The sequence below is a fragment of the Moellerella wisconsensis ATCC 35017 genome (assembly GCF_001294465.1).
Taxonomy (GTDB): domain Bacteria; phylum Pseudomonadota; class Gammaproteobacteria; order Enterobacterales; family Enterobacteriaceae; genus Moellerella; species Moellerella wisconsensis.
Genome location: NZ_LGAA01000026.1, coordinates 284,261 through 300,047 on the forward strand (window position 1 = coordinate 284,261; position 15,787 = coordinate 300,047).

A 15,787-nucleotide genomic window follows, 5' to 3' on the forward strand; every position below is an offset into this window, starting at 1 on the left:
TTGAACTATGGCAGTAACTAAGCTGGTTCTAGTAAGACACGGTGAAAGTGAGTGGAATAAAGAAAACCGTTTCACTGGTTGGACTGATGTTGAACTGTCTGATAAAGGCCGTGAAGAAGCAAAAATAGCCGGGCAATTACTGAAAGATGATGGTTTCGTATTTGATTTTGCCTACACTTCAGTTTTAAAACGTGCAATTCATACCCTGTGGAACATTCTAGATCAAGTCGATCAGCAATGGTTGCCAGTTGAAAAAAGCTGGAAACTAAACGAACGTCATTATGGTGCTCTGCAAGGTTTAGACAAATCAGAAACTGCAGCAAAATACGGTGACGAGCAAGTTAAATTATGGCGCCGCGGCTTTGCAATTACGCCTCCAGAACTGACCAAAGAAGACGAACGTTATCCTGGTCATGACCCACGTTACGCTCAACTATCAGACAGTGAATTACCTGTTACTGAAAGTTTAGCCACAACTATCGAACGTGTTATTCCTTACTGGGAACAAGAAATTAAACCCCGCGTCGCGAAAGGTGAAAAAGTCATTATCGCAGCACACGGTAACTCTCTCCGTGCGCTGGTAAAATACTTGGATAACATGGGCGAAGATGAAATTCTGAACCTAAATATTCCTACAGCAGTACCTTTGGTTTATGAATTCGATGAAAACATGAAACCAATCAAACATTATTACCTAGGTAACCAAGAAGAGATCGCTGCAAAACAGGCCGCTGTCGCTAACCAAGGTAAAGCTAAATAATTTTAGTCTAACAATTTAGCCATCTAATAAGCCACTCTCAGAAGTGGCTTTTTTTATCCTACGCCAAACTCACATATTAGGCGCAGGCAGTAATCTATTTTTTATCATTAGCCAAACAGTTATGATATAACCATCTTATGCCTTTTTTTACTAACTACGATAACAAAATGAATAAATTCAATATGTATGTCTGGATCGGCTTAGCTATCAATATTGCTTTGCTAGTGACACTGATTTATATGCTACAAACCGATGAACTAACGGTAGGGTTTTCCCATGAGCCATCGGGTAATGCATTAAAATTTATGAAGTTTCTCATTGTAATCGCGGCTATTAGTGTACCGTTACAAATTATCAGTATGCTAACAATGAGCTACTGGCCTCAAACCTCGATGGTATTAGCTTTTCTCGGCGGTTTGGTGTTTATTCCTATCAGCCTAGTGTTTATTTTCGGTATGACTTTTTCAGCGACTCGCTGGCGTTTTAGAAAATTTGAGCCCAGCTCTCCATTCGCAACCTACGATATTTGTCTTAACTTTACCAATCAGAAAAATATCTCTTTAAGTGGAATGATGCTGCTATTAGGTATAGTGCTGTTTGCTATGGGGCAAAGCATAGGGATGTTTTTGATAGTATTGGCTATTTTTCGTTATATCATCGGAAGGCGCATCAATGGTACGCCATTATTGGCAATTAAAAATAAAACACTGACATTTCGTCCAACCTTTTTCAGCGATAGCTATCAAATCCCATTAGATGCGGTCACTGTCGGTAAAGAGAAAAAATCGCATTTTTATTTACTGATTAATCACCAAGGGTTAATCGGTAAATTTGTTTTTTATCATAAAGATATACAACAAGATCAAGATACTGATATCGCTCGTTTACTAACCCAGATTAAACAAGCAGGGCCTGAAGCGCAGACGACTGTCAGTATTTAACTATTTATTTAACTATTCATTTAACTATCCGTTAATAAAAAAAACCAGTGCATTAATTGATGCACTGGTTTTTTATCATACTCTCAGCTTACTTTTGACGTCGAGTTTCTACTGCATCAGACAACTGGCGTAATAGTTTTTCAGTATCAGCCCAACCAATACAGGCATCAGTAACACTTTGGCCATAGACTAAGGGTTTATCTGCTAAATCCTGATTACCTTCAACCAGATGACTTTCAATCATAACTCCAGTGATGGTTTTATCACCTCGGCTAATTTGTCCTGCAACATCAGCGCCGACATCCATCTGTTTTTGAAATTGTTTGCTGCTATTCGCATGACTAAAGTCAATCATAATGCTTTCGGCTAAGCCGGCTTTCTTTAGTCCTTCGCGGACAGCACTGACATGCTCAGCGCTGTAATTCGGCTCTTTGCCTCCACGTAGAATAATATGGCAATCAGGATTACCGGTAGTTTTAACAATCGCGGAGTGTCCCCATTTAGTCACAGATAAGAAGCAATGTGGGGAACGAGCGGCATTAATCGCATCAATCGCTACTTTGATCGTACCATCGGTACCATTTTTAAAACCAACAGGGCAAGATAAGCCAGAGGATAATTCACGGTGTACCTGAGATTCAGTGGTGCGCGCACCAATCGCGCCCCAACTCATTAAATCTGCAACATATTGTGGAGAAATCATGTCTAAGAATTCCCCCGCTGTCGGCATGCCTAAATCGTTTATTGTCAGCAATAACTGACGGGCGATTTTTAATCCCTCATTAATATTAAAGCTATTATCCATATGAGGATCGTTAATCAAACCTTTCCAACCGACCGTAGTCCGTGGTTTCTCAAAATAAACACGCATCACAATTTCAAGAGAGCCTTTTAACTCATCTCGCAAGGCATTTAAACGCTCCGCATATTCTAATGCAGCTTTGGTATCATGAATTGAGCAAGGCCCAATAATGACTAATAGGCGGTCATCTTCCCCTGTCAGTATGTTATGGATTGCATGGCGGGCTTCATGAACGGTAAACGCAGCTTTATCGGTCGCTGGAAATTTTTCTAATAATGCCACTGGCGGTAATAATTCTCTAATTTCTTTAATTCTTACGTCATCGTTCTGATAATTCATACCCGTTTAGTCCATTGTCAATTACATCATTAAAATATTATCTTTGTGATTTTAATTTAACTGTTCATTCACTCGGTGTAAACAGCCTTTCTAAGCACTAAAATGTTTTTTTCTTTGGCTTTATATGACATATAGGTATGAAAGGCTTTTTTATAGCAGAATATTTGGTGATTTAACCCAGATAATTGAGGAATAACTATAAAAAAGGCTAAAGTTCGAGAATGCTACTTTAGCCTTTTTACTTTGTTTTGCTTATCTTAATTGCGTTCTAATGGTACAGAACCATTTTCTTTAGCTGATTTTATCCATAAACGAGAACCATTAACGGCAATACCGAGAAGAATTAAATATTCTACTGACATCGCCAATACGCCCTGTTGATAGAAAATAACAATACTAATTACATTGATTACAGCCCAAACTAGCCAATTCTCAACATATTTACGGGTCATTAAGATCATTGCAACCACAGAAAGGATGGTCATTACTGAATCCCATAATGGGAATGCATCAGGCTCTAATAATGGCACACTTAAATCTGCACCCAGTATATTGAGGATCTTAATCGCCAGATCGGCTAAGACACCAAAAACTAGATCGATATTATAGGTAAGCAAAAGAATAGCTAAAATAGAGACTATCAAGGTAATCAAGGTCTTTGGTAGGCTCATCCAACGGATTTTTAATTCCACTTGTTGATGATTATCGACTCGACTCCATGCATACCAACCATAAATATTAGCTACAAAGAAAAATACTTGTAATAACAAACTCGCATACAGTTGGATTTGGAAAAAAATAATACCGAATAACACGACATTAATAATACCAAAAAAATAATTAATAATTTTTTCTTGGCTAGCTAACCAAATACATAATAATCCTGCTAACGTTCCAACTGCTTCAATATACGACAGCTGATACCCTTCTTGACCTAAGGGTATATATATCCAAATATTTGCTGTACTAAAGAAATCCATACCATCCCCTTAACTAAATGAATTAAATTTTAATTTGATCTTATTTAAATAGCCTTTAATTATTTCAATAATGTAGAAAAATCTAACATCCGCATTAACGGGCGCAACGCTTGTTGGCGTAATTCAAGATCAACATGGATTTCATGCTTTGCGCCCATCTCTTGTAACCCCTGAGCAATCGCCTGTAAACCGTTCATCGCCATCCATGGACAATGCGCACAAGTTCGGCAACTGGCACCTTCCCCTGCCGTTGGAGCAATAAGTAATGTTTTTTCAGGACAGACTTGTTGCATTTTGTAAAAAATACCTTTGTCTGTTGCCACTATAAGTTCTTGATTTGGCAGTGACTGTGCAGCCTTAATCAACTGACTGGTGGAGCCAACAACATCGGCAAGTTCAACTATCGCCTGCGGTGATTCAGGGTGAACAAGCAATGCCGCAGCAGGATACAACATTCTCATTTTAGCTAACGATTGAATTTTAAATTCATCATGAACAATACAGGCGCCCTGCCAACACAGAATATCAGCCCCTGTTTGCTGCTGAACATAATTGCCTAAATGGCGATCTGGTGCCCAAATGATTTTTTTACCCTGACTATCCAAATGATCAATTAATTCAACGGCAATACTAGAAGTCACTACCCAATCAGCTTGGGCCTTCACCGCCGCAGAGGTATTGGCATAAACTACCACGGTTCGTTCTGGATGTTGCGCACAAAATTGCCTAAAATCATCAGAAGGGCACCCTAAATCTAACGAACATTCAGCTTCTAATGTTGGCATTAATATCGTTTTTTGTGGGCTAAGTATTTTGGCTGTTTCCCCCATAAATCGCACGCCAGCAACTAATAAGGTGGAAGCCGGATGATTAGCCCCAAAACGTGCCATCTCTAATGAATCGGCAACACAGCCCCCAGTTTCTTCAGCCAGTGCTTGAATTTCAGGATCGGTATAATAATGTGCCACAATCACAGCATTGTGTTTTTTAAGTAGCGTTTTTATTTGTTGGCGATAAAATGATTTTTCTGCATCATCGAGCACAGCAGGTTTGGTCGGAAACGGATAAATAGACTGATTAAAATCAATAAATTCGTTCATAGCTTCTTTCTGTTTAGTATAGAGGTTAATTTGGTCGTTTATTGTAAGATAGTGACAGCTTTACGACCATTTTTGTTTAATATGCTAAACAAGATACCCGATCTAAATAAAGAAGTCTCTCCTATTTTCAATTGTTTCTCTCCGTATCATTTACAGGTATCCTTAAGGGTTAAATGCTTATCTGGATAAATATATGGAATCTACCGCTCAATTATTAAATCGTATTATTTCATTTGCTCTGTTAGATCCGCGCATTGACGCTGTAATTATGACCGGTTCTCGGGCGAGAGTGACTGGGGTAGATAATTATTCTGATTTAGATATTGAGTTCGTGGGGCATGGAGTCAATGATTTTACACAATCAACTCAATGGTTAAATCAATTTGGTAACCCATTAATTACTTTACAATTAGCTAATGAAAAGCCCAATGAACCCGACTGGCCAACCTGTTTAGTGATTTTTGAGCAAGGTCGAAAAATTGATTTTACATTTGCGGAGCCAATACGTTTAACCACCATGAAACATGCCGGACTCGATGCAATATACGCGCGCGGTTATGGGGTTTTATTAGATAAAAGCGGTGTTACTAATGGATTACCTGAATACATACCAGGGCAACATCCTCGCATATCACTGCCTAGCGCCGAGCAATTTAACGCATTAGTCACCGACTTTTGGTTTGAAGCCCATCAAGTGGCTATTTTACTTACTCGTGATGAACGTTGGTTAGCATGGCAACGCGATCACAGTATGAAAAATGGATTATTGACCTTACTAGAGTGGCTAGTCACGATTGATAATCCAAACCAAGATTGCTGGTATCAAGGTAAGTCTTTTAACCAATGGATGCCTAAGCGATATTTGGCCTGTATGGATAAAATATTTAATTTTAATAATGCGAATACAGCGGCGAGCGGATTAATATTATTATTAGATACCTTTGCTAAAGCCAGCAAAGAAGTAGCAAATGCATTAAATTATCCTGATTATTCTTCAGTTAGCCAAAAAATAACCGAGTTAGCGAATGATATTTTGCTAGATAACCAGTTAATTTAATTAAAAAACGATTATATCGTTTTGCCGCCCCCGTCATTGGGCGGCAATAGATCGCTTAAACTTACCCTAAAAGCGATTATTTAAAGTATCAATTCAAAAATTCATAATTCAATTAATTGTCAAAATATTAATACAATAACTAAATGGTTATTATCTAATTACAACGCCTCTGCACGGCTGTATATGCATAATTCTAATCAATATAGGCATGCCTATCTTTAAGTAGACAAAACGCATCAGCGAGCGTAGGTAAGCCAATAAATCAATTAGACTTTACCTAGCATCCAGTAATTAACGGTCAATTACTGCATTGATATACACATGTCTAATGAATCAAAAAATAATAATGATTTGGAATAAATGATTAAATAATCAGTTTTATACAAATGCGACTAAAATAATGAAAGAGATAATAATATGGGGGAATGTAAATGATGGTGGGTCGTGCAGGATTCGAACCTGCGACCAATTGATTAAAAGTCAACTGCTCTACCAACTGAGCTAACGACCCATTTGAAGCTGATGATATTAATTAATAATATCTATCTTTTGGCTTATTAAATGGCTTACTAAATACTTTACTCATAATAAGATGGTGGGTCGTGCAGGATTCGAACCTGCGACCAATTGATTAAAAGTCAACTGCTCTACCAACTGAGCTAACGACCCATCTTTCACTTTTTGTTGACATTAGTTACAGGCTAATAAATAGACTCTTTAATAACTTATCTGTAACAGGTAAGTTCCTAACTCAACGGCGGCTTATATTACTGATTTCTGACAGCGGTGCAATGATTTTTTTGAAAAAAATGCTTAAGTGCACACTTATCGTTCGCTTAACCCCGAAAATAACCGATATATCCCTTCGGGGTTAAGAATTAAAGGGCGCTAAGTTTCTTTTCAGCTTGTTTTGCGCCAGTACTGTTTGGATACTGTTTCAAAACTTGTTGATAAACCGCTTTGGCTTTATCTGTTTGTCCTTTATCTTGCATAATCAAACCGACTTTATACAATGATTCGCTGCTTTTTTGTGATTTTGGATACTGCTTAACCACGGTCGCAAAGTAGAATGCGGCATCATCTTTGCTACCTTTATTGTAATTAAGCTGCCCTAACCAATAATTAGCATTTGATTGATAAGAAGACTTAGGATAAGACTTAATAAAACCTTGTAATGCGTTTATAGCTTCATCGATTTGCGCTTTCGATTTACTATTCATCGCTAATTGTACTGCTTGATTATAATCATCTTTCTCGTTACCACTCTGGCTAGATATCGCTGGAGCTGGAGTTGTTGAAGATGAATTATCCGCAGATGCAGCGGGTGTATCGCTGCCACTCACCTGATCTAACTTCATGTACAGATCTTTTTGGTTTTCAACTAGCTGATTCAGTTTGTATTGATTTTCTTGAATTTGACCGCGGAGCATATCAATATCACGCTGGCTATCTGAAAGCTGCTGCTGAATTTGATATAACAATTGGCCTTGAGAATTGACCGCTGTCTCAATTTGAGAGAGGCGATCACTGTTAGATCCTGACCCGACATTAATGATTGGCGCGCGGGCTGTAGCGGTCCCATTGACCGCTACGCCAACCAATAACGACAGACCAACTACTACACGTCTGAAGTTACTGTTCATTAGATACTAAATCTCTTATTAGTAAGCCAGTACTGCGCGACGGTTTTTCGCGTAGTCAGCTTCAGTGTGACCTAACACTGCTGGTTTTTCTTTACCGTATGAAACGATAGAGATTTGGTCTGCTGCAACGCCTTTGCTTTGCAAATATTTTTTAACTGCATCCGCACGACGCTCGCCCAACGCTACGTTGTATTCTGGAGTACCACGCTCATCGGCATGACCTTCAACAACGATACGTACAGATGGGTTAGTGCGCAGGAATGCTGCATGCTTGTCTAACAGCTGAGCATATTCAGGCGAGATGCTATATTTATCAAAACCAAAATACACGACGTTCTCATTTTGCAGCTCTTGCATTTGCTGGCGTGCCAGTTCTTCTGCAGACAGACCAGAGTTAGTAGTTTGATTCATAGAAGAATCTGTACCAGTCTGATCAGTGTTTTTGTTTGAGCTACAAGCTGCAACAGCCATGATAGGTAACGCTAACATCAACCCTTTGAGCACTTTATTCAGTTGCATCTTTATAATCCTTAAATAGTTTGCCATACATTACATTTATTATTATGCATCACAGATACGGCGACCAGGCAGGGAATTTTACCTGTCCATCAGTTGCCGGAAGACGCGCTTTGAAACGCCCATCGGTCGAAACTAGCTGCAATACAGTGCCCAAGCCTTGGGATGAGCTGTAAATAACCATAGTGCCGTTAGGTGCGATACTTGGCGTTTCATCCAGAAACGTTTTCGTTAAATATTCAACGTTACCCGTTGCTAGATCCTGTTTAGCGATATGCTGTTGACCGCCACCGGAACTGACCATAACAAGGAAAGAACCGTCTGGGCTAACATCACCGTCCTGATTTTGTGTACCTTCCCAGGTCACACGTTCAGGCGTACCGCCATTAATATTAATTTTATAGATCTGTGGTCTACCGGCCTGATCAGAGGTATAAACCAATGTTTGACTATCAGGCATCCAGCTTGGCTCAGTATTATTATTACGGCCATCAGTCACTTGACGAATTTGACCACTCGCTAGATCCATAACATATAAATTCAAACTGCCTGTTTTCGATAAAGCAAATGCCAGTTTTTTACCATCTGGAGAGAACGATGGTGCACCGTTATGACGTGGGAATGAAGCAACCTGACGTACAGCGGTGGTTGATAACGTTCTAATAACCAGCGCAGAACTGCCACTTTCAAAAGTAACATACGCCAGTTTATCACCGTCCGGTGACCAAGCTGGTGACATCAAAGGCTCCGGAGAACGATGAATGGTAAATTGATTATATCCATCGTAATCAGAAACACGTAATTCATAGGGATATTTACCGCCATTGGTTTTTACCACGTAAGCGATACGTGTACGGAATGCTCCACGAATACCGGTTAATTTTTCAAATACTTCATCACTCGCAGTATGCGCCGCTAAACGCAATAAATCACCGGTGACTTTATATTGATTTTGCGATAGTACCGTTCCTGGTGAGCCAACGACATCAACTAACTGGTAGCTTACAATAAAGTTACCGTCTGCTGCCGGTTGAATTTGCCCGACAACCACAGCATTGATCCCCAGAGCTGTCCATGCATCAGGAACAACTTCTGACGCAGTTGCCGGTTGTTGTGGCATACGACTAGGTTCAATCGGATTAAATTTACCACTATTGCGTAAATCAGCGCTAATGATTTGTCCCACATCCTGTGGTGGCGTTGCAGAACCAGACCATTTAAATGGCACCACAGCGATAGGCTGTGCTGAATTGACACCTTCAGTGATTTCAATACGAACTTCAGCCTGAGCAAGGGTTGCCCATAACATTAAAAATCCAATCATGACTTTAAAAGTCTGTTTTACAGCCTGCTTCATTCTCATCTCCCTTACCGCGGTATTCATAAACGCAATAATTCGCTGAATATTAACAAAGGAACACTAACAAAACTAGATAGTGTGAAAACTATTTATGCTAAAGGACTGTAATTTATTATACAGCCTTAAGCAAAATTAAGGTTTAAACTCTAAAATATTCACCTGTGAATTTAGTGACTCATACACACTAGCTAATGGTTTTGGTATTTTTGCCGAATTAGCGGCCCGGATAGCTGCATTACACAGAGCAGGATCGTTATTAGGATTATTCGTAGGTGTTATGCTCGATAACATCCCCGTTGGAGCAAATTTAATCCTAAATTCGCACGTTCTTCCTTTGAACGTATTAGAGTCATAGAACTTACTTTCTATCGCTGCTTTTACTTTTCCGAGATAATTATCAACATCAGCATCTGATGCCCCTGATTTTTTGCCGCCTCCCTTCCCTGCTGCTGCAGCTCCCCCTTCTGAACTCGGTCCATTTGAGGTTAAGTCGCCTAATAAATCATCAACAGCAGATGATTGTTTGGCTGACTCGGAAGATTTTTTCTTCGCATCGGCTTTCGCTTTGGCCTCTGCATCCGCTTTTGCCTTAGCTTTAGCATCGGCATCGGCTTTCGCTTTGGCCTCTGCATCCGCTTTTGCCTTAGCTTTAGCATCGGCGTCGGCTTTTGCTTTGGCCTCTGCATCCGCTTTTGCCTTGGCTTTAGCATCAGCGTCGGCTTTCGCTTTAGCCTCTGCTTTTGCCTTGGCTTCAGCTTCGGCTTTGGCTTTATTCGCTTCAGCTTCTTTTTTGGCTTGAGCTTCAGCTTTAGCCTGAGCATCAGCTTGTTGCTTAATTAATTTTTCTTTTTCAGCTTGTGCTTTGGCCGTCGCTTCTTCCGCCGCTTTTTGCTGTTCTTGCGCTTTTTTAGCCGCTTCTGCCGCAGCTAGTTTTTGTGCTTCTTCAGCCTGCTTGCGCTGTGTTTCTGACATCCGCTCTGCTTGGATTCGTTCTTCTTCCAATTTTTGCAGTCGTTTTTGTTCCTGCGCTTGCTGTTCTCTTAATTCTGCCGCTTGTTTTTCTTCTTGCTTTTTACGTTCTTGTGTCGCCTGTTTAGCACTGTTTTGTTGCTGCTGCATTTGGTTGTATTGTTCAACGACTGCGCCTGGATCCACCATCACAGCATCAATCACAGTACCTTCCTGCCCGCCACCACCTAATTTAACCACAGAGGTTAGTGAGCCAATAACGATCAAGCCAATTAAAACGACGTGCAAAACCACCGAGGTGAGCACTGAGCGGCTTAACTTATTTTTTTGCTCTTTTGTCTTTCCCACGACTGGTATCCAAAATTAGAATCAATGCTAACCCGGCACTAAAGTGGCTGAGTCATTAAACCCACTGACTTAATGCCCGCTTGATGAAGAAGATTTAATGCTTTGATCACTTCATCATAAGGAACCTCTTTCGCACCGCCAATCAAAAAGACTGTTTTCGGATTTTTTTCAAGCTGAGATTTTGCTTCAGCAGCAATTTGTTCCGGTGGCAGTAAATCAAGGCGTTCGCCATCAATCAGCATGTTATATTGTCCAACACCTGCGACTTCAAGGATGACAGGTGGATTATCGGTGCTTGCAACGGTTTGTGTGTCCGTTGCCTCCGGCAGATCAACTTCTACACTCTGTGAAATAATGGGTGCAGTTGCCATAAAAATTAACAACAGAACCAAAAGCACGTCCAGCAGAGGAACGATATTGATTTCGGATTTCAGCTCACGTTTGCGACTATTGCGCGCCATTCGCTTCTCTCCCCATTTTATTTCTTATCAGAGGTGAAGGCCTGACGATGTAAAATCGCCAAAAACTCTTCCATAAAGTTGTCATAACCTTGTTCTAGCTTATTTACGCGCTGATTAAGTCGGTTAAATGCCATAACAGCGGGAATTGCTGCAAACAGACCAATAGCCGTTGCAATTAATGCTTCTGCAATCCCAGGAGCGACCATCTGTAATGTTGCTTGTTTAACCGAACCTAGTGCGATAAAGGCGTGCATAATTCCCCATACCGTACCAAATAAGCCAATATATGGACTAATTGATCCGACGGTACCTAAAAAAGGAATATTATTTTCTAAGGACTCGATTTCTCGATTCATTGATATACGCATTGCTCGAGTTGCCCCAGTCACTACTGCTTCTGGTGCATGTAAATTCGCTTGATGTAAGCGGGCAAACTCTTTAAATCCAGAATAAAAAATCTGCTCAGTGCCACTCAGATCATCACGACGAGCCTGACTTTCTTTATATAAACGAGATAATTCAATTCCAGACCAAAACTTATCTTCAAAGGCTTCCGACTCTCGGGTCGCCGCATTTAATACTTTTGTCCGTTGAAAAATAATCGCCCAAGATGCAATCGAAAAACAGATTAAAATGAGCATAATGAACTGAACCAATAGGCCCGCTTTCAGGAATAAATCCAGGATATTCATGTCAGTCACTGTTTAAACTCCGCGACAATAGACTTAGGAAGCGCTGTAGGCTTCATTTTAGATATGTCAACACAAGCAATAAGGGCTTCTGCCCGACAAAGTACTTTCCCTTGTGAATTAACTAACCGCTGAGCAAAAGTTAAAGAGGCCCGTTTTATCTCAATAAGGCTAGTTTCAACTTCTAACAAATCATCTAATTTGGCGGGTGCTAGAAAATCAGTTTGCATACTACGAACCACAAATCCAATATTCATCGCCAATAAACTCTGCTGATTAATACCTTTCTCGCGTAGCATTTCTGTTCTGGCTCGTTCAAAAAAAGCCAAATAGCGTGCATGATAAACTACCCCACCCGCATCAGTATCTTCGTAATAAATGCGAATAGGCCATCGAGACAACATATTAATCACTCCAGCTTAGTTAAATTAATTAACCGTGCCACTATACTGAAGACGCTGCATTATTGGAATGATTTGCACGTAAAGAACAGAAAAAATATTATGGGCCGAGTAGCCCATAATAGATAGGGGATTAACTGAAGAAGCGGAAAAGTCCCCAAATGAGGATGATTGCGGCGATGAGCGGATGAAAAATAACTCGCCAAATCAATTTATGTGGGCGAAAACCTACCCCAAAAATCACAGCAGCACACGTAGCCCAAATAAGAATAATACCCTGCCAAATCTTAAATGAACTCGTATTCGCAGCGAACTGGGAAGGATCCCACATGACACAACCTGCCATGACGAGCGCTAAAATGAGGATAAGGGCCCTCACTGGCCCCTTATCCATCAGTTGGTAGCATTTATCTGCCAACATTATTCTTCGCCATCATTAGCAGCTTTTGAGCTTTCCGCATGCTCTAGCGCTAAAGCTGCTATCACTGCAAAGCTACATGCTAACAGCGTGCCAAGTATCCAGGCAAAATACCACATGTGTTATGCTCCTTAGTACAGTGAATGATTGTTGCTTTCGATGAATTTTTTGTCCAGACGACCAAACATTTTGTAATAACACCAAGAAGTGTAAGCCAAAATAATCGGAACAAAAATAATCGCAACAACAGTCATAACCTGAAGTGTGAACAAGCTAGAAGTTGCATCCCACATTGTCAGACTTGCATTTGGCATGATGCTTGAAGGCATGATGAATGGGAACATCGCAACACCACAAGTCAAAATGATACATGCAATCGTCAATGAAGAGGTTATGAATGCCAAAGCACCTTTATCTGCTTTAGTAAATAGTATGGTCAATAAAGGACACACTAAACCTAATGCAGGTAATGCCCACAGCGCTTGATAGTTATGGAAGTTAGTTAACCAAGCACCTGCCTGAACAGCAACTTCTTTATTTAACGGATTAGAAACACTTTTGGTGTCTAATACTGAAGTCACAACATAACCATCGATGCCCATGACTAACCATACACCTGCCCCGCCAAACGCTAAAAGCGTGAGTAATGCAGTCAAATAAGTTGTTTTGCGGCTACGCAAATGTAACTCACCCGAAGTACGCATCTGTAAATAGGTTGCGCCCTGTGTAACGATCATCATCAAGCTGACAACACCTGCAAGCAGACCATATGGGTTTAATAAACCAAATAGATTACCGGTGTAATTCAAATACAGCTGTGAATTAACTTCAAATGGAACACCTAATAGCAGGTTACCAAATGCAACGCCGATAACTAATGGAGGAACAAAACCACCGATAAACAGGCCCCAATCCCACATGTTACGCCATTTTGGATTTTCTAACTTCGAACGATAGTCAAAGCCTACCGGACGGAAAAATAATGCAGCTAGAACCAAAATCATAGCCATGTAGAAACCGGAGAATGCCGCAGCATAAACCATCGGCCATGCAGCAAATAGTGCACCACCTGCAGTAATTAACCAAACTTGGTTACCATCCCAGTGCGGCGCAACTGAGTTAATCATAATGCGGCGTTCGGTATCCGTTTTACCAATAATTGGTAATAAAAAGCCAACGCCCATGTCAAAACCATCTGTGACAGCAAACCCAATCAGTAAAATACCGATCAGTATCCACCACACAAATCTAAGAACTTCATAATCAAACATAAGTGGACTCCTGTTTACTGAACGTCTTGTGCAGAGGTGTTTTTCTGTTCAAAGTGATAACGACCAGTTTTCAGACTACTTGGTCCTTTGCGAGCAAATTTGAACATTAAGAACATTTCAGCAATTAAGAACAGCGTATACAGACCACAGATCAGCGCCATTGAGAAGATGAGGTCAGTAGTAGTCAAAGTAGAATGAGCTACAGCAGTTGGTAATATTTCCCCAATTGCCCAAGGCTGACGACCATATTCTGCAACAAACCAACCAGCTTCAACGGCAATCCACGGTAATGGAATACCAAATAGCGCCATACGCAGCAGCCATTTACTTTTGCCGATACGGTTACGAACAACAGATAAGAAAGAAAGACCAATAATAAGCAGTAACAGGAAGCCAACAGCAACCATGATACGGAATGCCCAGAACAGAGGACCTACATTAGGGATACTGTCTTTCGCTGCAGCTTTGATGTCTGCTTCGCTCGCATCAGTAACATTTTCAGTATAACGTTTCAGCAACAGACCATAACCGAGGTCTTTTTTGTTTTCGCCAAAAGATTCACGCAGTGCTGGATCTTTATTACCCGCTAATAATTCTTGTAGCTGACCATAAGCCACCATACCGTTACGGACGCGAACTTCATGCTGAGACATTAAGTCTTTCAGACCTAAAACTGGAGTATCGATGGAACGCGTTGCAATGATACCCATCAACCATGGGATCTGAATCGCAAATTTATTTTCCATTTTTTCGGTATCAGGCCAAGCAATCAAGTTAAATGATGCTGGCGGTGCATGGGTTTCCCACTCGGCTTCAACCGCGGCGAGTTTGGTTTTCTGCACATCACCCATTTCGTAACCCGATTCATCACCCAGTACGATAACGGATAATACCGCAGCAATACCAAAACTTGCAGCAACTGCAAATGAACGTTTTGCAAACGCAACATCACGACCTTTAAGCAAGTAGTAAGAGCTAATACCCAGAATAAACATTGCACCTGTACAGTAACCAGCCGCCACTGTATGAACAAATTTGACCTGTGCTACTGGATTAAGTACTAACTCAGAGAAGCTGAGCATTTCCATGCGCATAGTTTCAAAATTGAAGTCGGCAGCAACAGGGTTTTGCATCCAAGCATTGGCAATCAAAATCCACAATGCTGAGAAGTTAGAACCTAAAGCAACTAACCAGGTAACGGCGAGATGTTGTTTTTTACTTAAACGATCCCAACCGAAGAAGAATAGACCAACGAAGGTAGATTCTAAGAAGAACGCCATCAGGCCTTCGATTGCCAGAGGAGCACCGAAGATATCACCCACGTAATGAGAGAAATATGACCAGTTAGTCCCGAATTGGAACTCCATAGTCAAACCTGTAGCAACACCCAGAGCAAAGTTAATACCAAATAACTTACCCCAGAACTTAGTCATATCTTTATATATTTGCTTGCCCGACAGCACATATATCGTTTCCATAATCGCTAACAAAAACGCCATACCTAGCGTTAATGGAACGAATAGAAAGTGATACATTGCGGTTAAGGCAAACTGTAATCGTGACAGTTCGACAATATCAAACATCTTGACTCCTTGCTCCTAGCAGGAAGACACCGACATGCGGCAACCCGGCTTCCGATTTTTTATAATAGGAAAACCTCTTAACTACCAGCAATAAATGCCTCTATGACAACAAAACAAATAATTAACCAAACCAAAAACTCAATAGATAC

Annotated in this window: 17 protein-coding genes and 2 tRNA genes; 3 read left to right on the top strand and 16 right to left on the bottom strand. The window is 40.6% G+C overall.

Features of this window, described 5'->3' with window-relative positions; genetic code table 11:
• The first annotated feature begins 7 nt into the window (after nucleotides 1-7).
• Nucleotides 8-760: a 2,3-diphosphoglycerate-dependent phosphoglycerate mutase gene (gene gpmA / locus M992_RS13240; RefSeq protein ID WP_053909023.1), complete on the top strand. Its 753-nt coding sequence runs from the start codon at nucleotides 8-10 to the stop codon at nucleotides 758-760.
• Between the two features lie 167 nt (nucleotides 761-927).
• Nucleotides 928-1,701 carry a hypothetical protein gene (locus tag M992_RS13245; RefSeq protein ID WP_134473739.1) on the top strand — a complete coding sequence of 258 codons (774 nt, stop codon included), beginning with the start codon at nucleotides 928-930 and terminating at the stop codon, nucleotides 1,699-1,701.
• A gap of 88 nt (nucleotides 1,702-1,789) precedes the next feature.
• Here M992_RS13245 and aroG read toward each other — a convergent pair whose 3' ends face one another.
• The 3 genes from aroG to nadA form a co-directional block, all read right to left on the bottom strand.
• Nucleotides 1,790-2,842, bottom strand: a complete 1,053-nt coding sequence (aroG, locus tag M992_RS13250) for a 3-deoxy-7-phosphoheptulonate synthase AroG (RefSeq protein ID WP_053909025.1) — start codon at nucleotides 2,840-2,842, stop codon at nucleotides 1,790-1,792.
• A 257-nt stretch (nucleotides 2,843-3,099) separates the two neighbouring features.
• The gene (gene pnuC, locus M992_RS13255; RefSeq protein ID WP_053909026.1) at nucleotides 3,100-3,822 is read right to left on the bottom strand and encodes a nicotinamide riboside transporter PnuC; all 723 of its coding nucleotides are present in this window, start codon (nucleotides 3,820-3,822) and stop codon (nucleotides 3,100-3,102) included.
• A gap of 59 nt (nucleotides 3,823-3,881) precedes the next feature.
• The gene (nadA, locus tag M992_RS13260) at nucleotides 3,882-4,922 is read right to left on the bottom strand and encodes a quinolinate synthase NadA (protein ID WP_053909027.1); all 1,041 of its coding nucleotides are present in this window, start codon (nucleotides 4,920-4,922) and stop codon (nucleotides 3,882-3,884) included.
• A 193-nt stretch (nucleotides 4,923-5,115) separates the two neighbouring features.
• On the opposite strand from nadA, the gene M992_RS13265 reads away from it, so the two are divergent.
• A complete protein-coding gene (locus tag M992_RS13265; RefSeq protein ID WP_053909028.1) occupies nucleotides 5,116-5,979 on the top strand; it encodes an aminoglycoside 6-adenylyltransferase in 864 nt (287 codons plus the stop codon).
• Between the two features lie 435 nt (nucleotides 5,980-6,414).
• On the opposite strand, the gene M992_RS13270 is transcribed toward M992_RS13265, so the two are convergent.
• The 13 genes from M992_RS13270 to cydA all read right to left on the bottom strand — a co-directional run bounded on the left by M992_RS13270 (nucleotide 6,415) and on the right by cydA (nucleotide 15,638).
• Nucleotides 6,415-6,490: transfer RNA gene (locus tag M992_RS13270), tRNA-Lys, on the bottom strand.
• Nucleotides 6,491-6,572: 82 nt separating this feature from the next.
• Nucleotides 6,573-6,648, bottom strand: a tRNA-Lys gene (locus M992_RS13275).
• A gap of 209 nt (nucleotides 6,649-6,857) precedes the next feature.
• Entirely contained in the window at nucleotides 6,858-7,622 is a 765-nt protein-coding gene (gene ybgF, locus M992_RS13280; protein WP_053909029.1) for a tol-pal system protein YbgF, read from the bottom strand.
• Between the two features lie 18 nt (nucleotides 7,623-7,640).
• Nucleotides 7,641-8,141, bottom strand: coding sequence for a peptidoglycan-associated lipoprotein Pal (gene pal, locus M992_RS13285; RefSeq protein ID WP_047255725.1), 501 nt, complete (start codon nucleotides 8,139-8,141; stop codon nucleotides 7,641-7,643).
• Nucleotides 8,142-8,190: 49 nt separating this feature from the next.
• Nucleotides 8,191-9,495 carry a Tol-Pal system beta propeller repeat protein TolB gene (gene tolB / locus M992_RS13290; RefSeq protein WP_053909030.1) on the bottom strand — a complete coding sequence of 435 codons (1,305 nt, stop codon included), beginning with the start codon at nucleotides 9,493-9,495 and terminating at the stop codon, nucleotides 8,191-8,193.
• Nucleotides 9,496-9,630: 135 nt separating this feature from the next.
• A complete protein-coding gene (gene tolA, locus M992_RS13295; RefSeq protein ID WP_053909031.1) occupies nucleotides 9,631-10,815 on the bottom strand; it encodes a cell envelope integrity protein TolA in 1,185 nt (394 codons plus the stop codon).
• 38 nt (nucleotides 10,816-10,853) lie between these two features.
• Nucleotides 10,854-11,276 (bottom strand): colicin uptake protein TolR, encoded by a 423-nt coding sequence (gene tolR / locus M992_RS13300; RefSeq protein WP_047255728.1) that lies wholly within the window; start codon nucleotides 11,274-11,276, stop codon nucleotides 10,854-10,856.
• 17 nt (nucleotides 11,277-11,293) lie between these two features.
• Nucleotides 11,294-11,977, bottom strand: coding sequence for a Tol-Pal system protein TolQ (gene tolQ, locus M992_RS13305; protein ID WP_053909032.1), 684 nt, complete (start codon nucleotides 11,975-11,977; stop codon nucleotides 11,294-11,296).
• A complete protein-coding gene (ybgC, locus tag M992_RS13310) occupies nucleotides 11,974-12,369 on the bottom strand; it encodes a tol-pal system-associated acyl-CoA thioesterase (protein WP_053909033.1) in 396 nt (131 codons plus the stop codon). The genes tolQ and ybgC overlap by 4 nt, the downstream gene beginning before the upstream one ends.
• Before the next feature lie 130 nt (nucleotides 12,370-12,499).
• Nucleotides 12,500-12,787: a cyd operon protein YbgE gene (gene ybgE, locus M992_RS13315; RefSeq protein WP_047255731.1), complete on the bottom strand. Its 288-nt coding sequence runs from the start codon at nucleotides 12,785-12,787 to the stop codon at nucleotides 12,500-12,502.
• On the bottom strand, nucleotides 12,787-12,903 hold the full coding sequence (gene cydX / locus M992_RS14850) for a cytochrome bd-I oxidase subunit CydX (RefSeq protein WP_072057345.1): 117 nt from the start codon (nucleotides 12,901-12,903) through the stop codon (nucleotides 12,787-12,789). The genes ybgE and cydX overlap by 1 nt, the downstream gene beginning before the upstream one ends.
• A gap of 12 nt (nucleotides 12,904-12,915) precedes the next feature.
• A complete protein-coding gene (gene cydB / locus M992_RS13320; RefSeq protein WP_053909034.1) occupies nucleotides 12,916-14,055 on the bottom strand; it encodes a cytochrome d ubiquinol oxidase subunit II in 1,140 nt (379 codons plus the stop codon).
• 14 nt (nucleotides 14,056-14,069) lie between these two features.
• Complete coding sequence (gene cydA / locus M992_RS13325; RefSeq protein ID WP_047255733.1) at nucleotides 14,070-15,638, bottom strand: cytochrome ubiquinol oxidase subunit I; 1,569 nt, start codon at nucleotides 15,636-15,638, stop codon at nucleotides 14,070-14,072.
• Nucleotides 15,639-15,787: the final 149 nt, after the last annotated feature.

What these genes read in the sequence shown, in the direction of transcription:
- gpmA (WP_053909023.1), top strand. Translation starts at nt 8, where the DNA reads ATGGCAGTAACTAAGCTGGTTCTAGTAAGACACGGTGAAAGTGAGTGG.
- tolB (WP_053909030.1), bottom strand. Translation starts at nt 9,495, where the DNA reads ATGAAGCAGGCTGTAAAACAGACTTTTAAAGTCATGATTGGATTTTTA.
- nadA (WP_053909027.1), bottom strand. Translation starts at nt 4,922, where the DNA reads ATGAACGAATTTATTGATTTTAATCAGTCTATTTATCCGTTTCCGACC.
- ybgF (WP_053909029.1), bottom strand. Translation starts at nt 7,622, where the DNA reads ATGAACAGTAACTTCAGACGTGTAGTAGTTGGTCTGTCGTTATTGGTT.
- pal (WP_047255725.1), bottom strand. Translation starts at nt 8,141, where the DNA reads ATGCAACTGAATAAAGTGCTCAAAGGGTTGATGTTAGCGTTACCTATC.
- cydA (WP_047255733.1), bottom strand. Translation starts at nt 15,638, where the DNA reads ATGTTTGATATTGTCGAACTGTCACGATTACAGTTTGCCTTAACCGCA.
- aroG (WP_053909025.1), bottom strand. Translation starts at nt 2,842, where the DNA reads ATGAATTATCAGAACGATGACGTAAGAATTAAAGAAATTAGAGAATTA.
- ybgE (WP_047255731.1), bottom strand. Translation starts at nt 12,787, where the DNA reads ATGTTGGCAGATAAATGCTACCAACTGATGGATAAGGGGCCAGTGAGG.
- tolR (WP_047255728.1), bottom strand. Translation starts at nt 11,276, where the DNA reads ATGGCGCGCAATAGTCGCAAACGTGAGCTGAAATCCGAAATCAATATC.
- ybgC (WP_053909033.1), bottom strand. Translation starts at nt 12,369, where the DNA reads ATGTTGTCTCGATGGCCTATTCGCATTTATTACGAAGATACTGATGCG.
- pnuC (WP_053909026.1), bottom strand. Translation starts at nt 3,822, where the DNA reads ATGGATTTCTTTAGTACAGCAAATATTTGGATATATATACCCTTAGGT.
- M992_RS13245 (WP_134473739.1), top strand. Translation starts at nt 928, where the DNA reads ATGAATAAATTCAATATGTATGTCTGGATCGGCTTAGCTATCAATATT.
- cydX (WP_072057345.1), bottom strand. Translation starts at nt 12,903, where the DNA reads ATGTGGTATTTTGCCTGGATACTTGGCACGCTGTTAGCATGTAGCTTT.
- M992_RS13265 (WP_053909028.1), top strand. Translation starts at nt 5,116, where the DNA reads ATGGAATCTACCGCTCAATTATTAAATCGTATTATTTCATTTGCTCTG.
- cydB (WP_053909034.1), bottom strand. Translation starts at nt 14,055, where the DNA reads ATGTTTGATTATGAAGTTCTTAGATTTGTGTGGTGGATACTGATCGGT.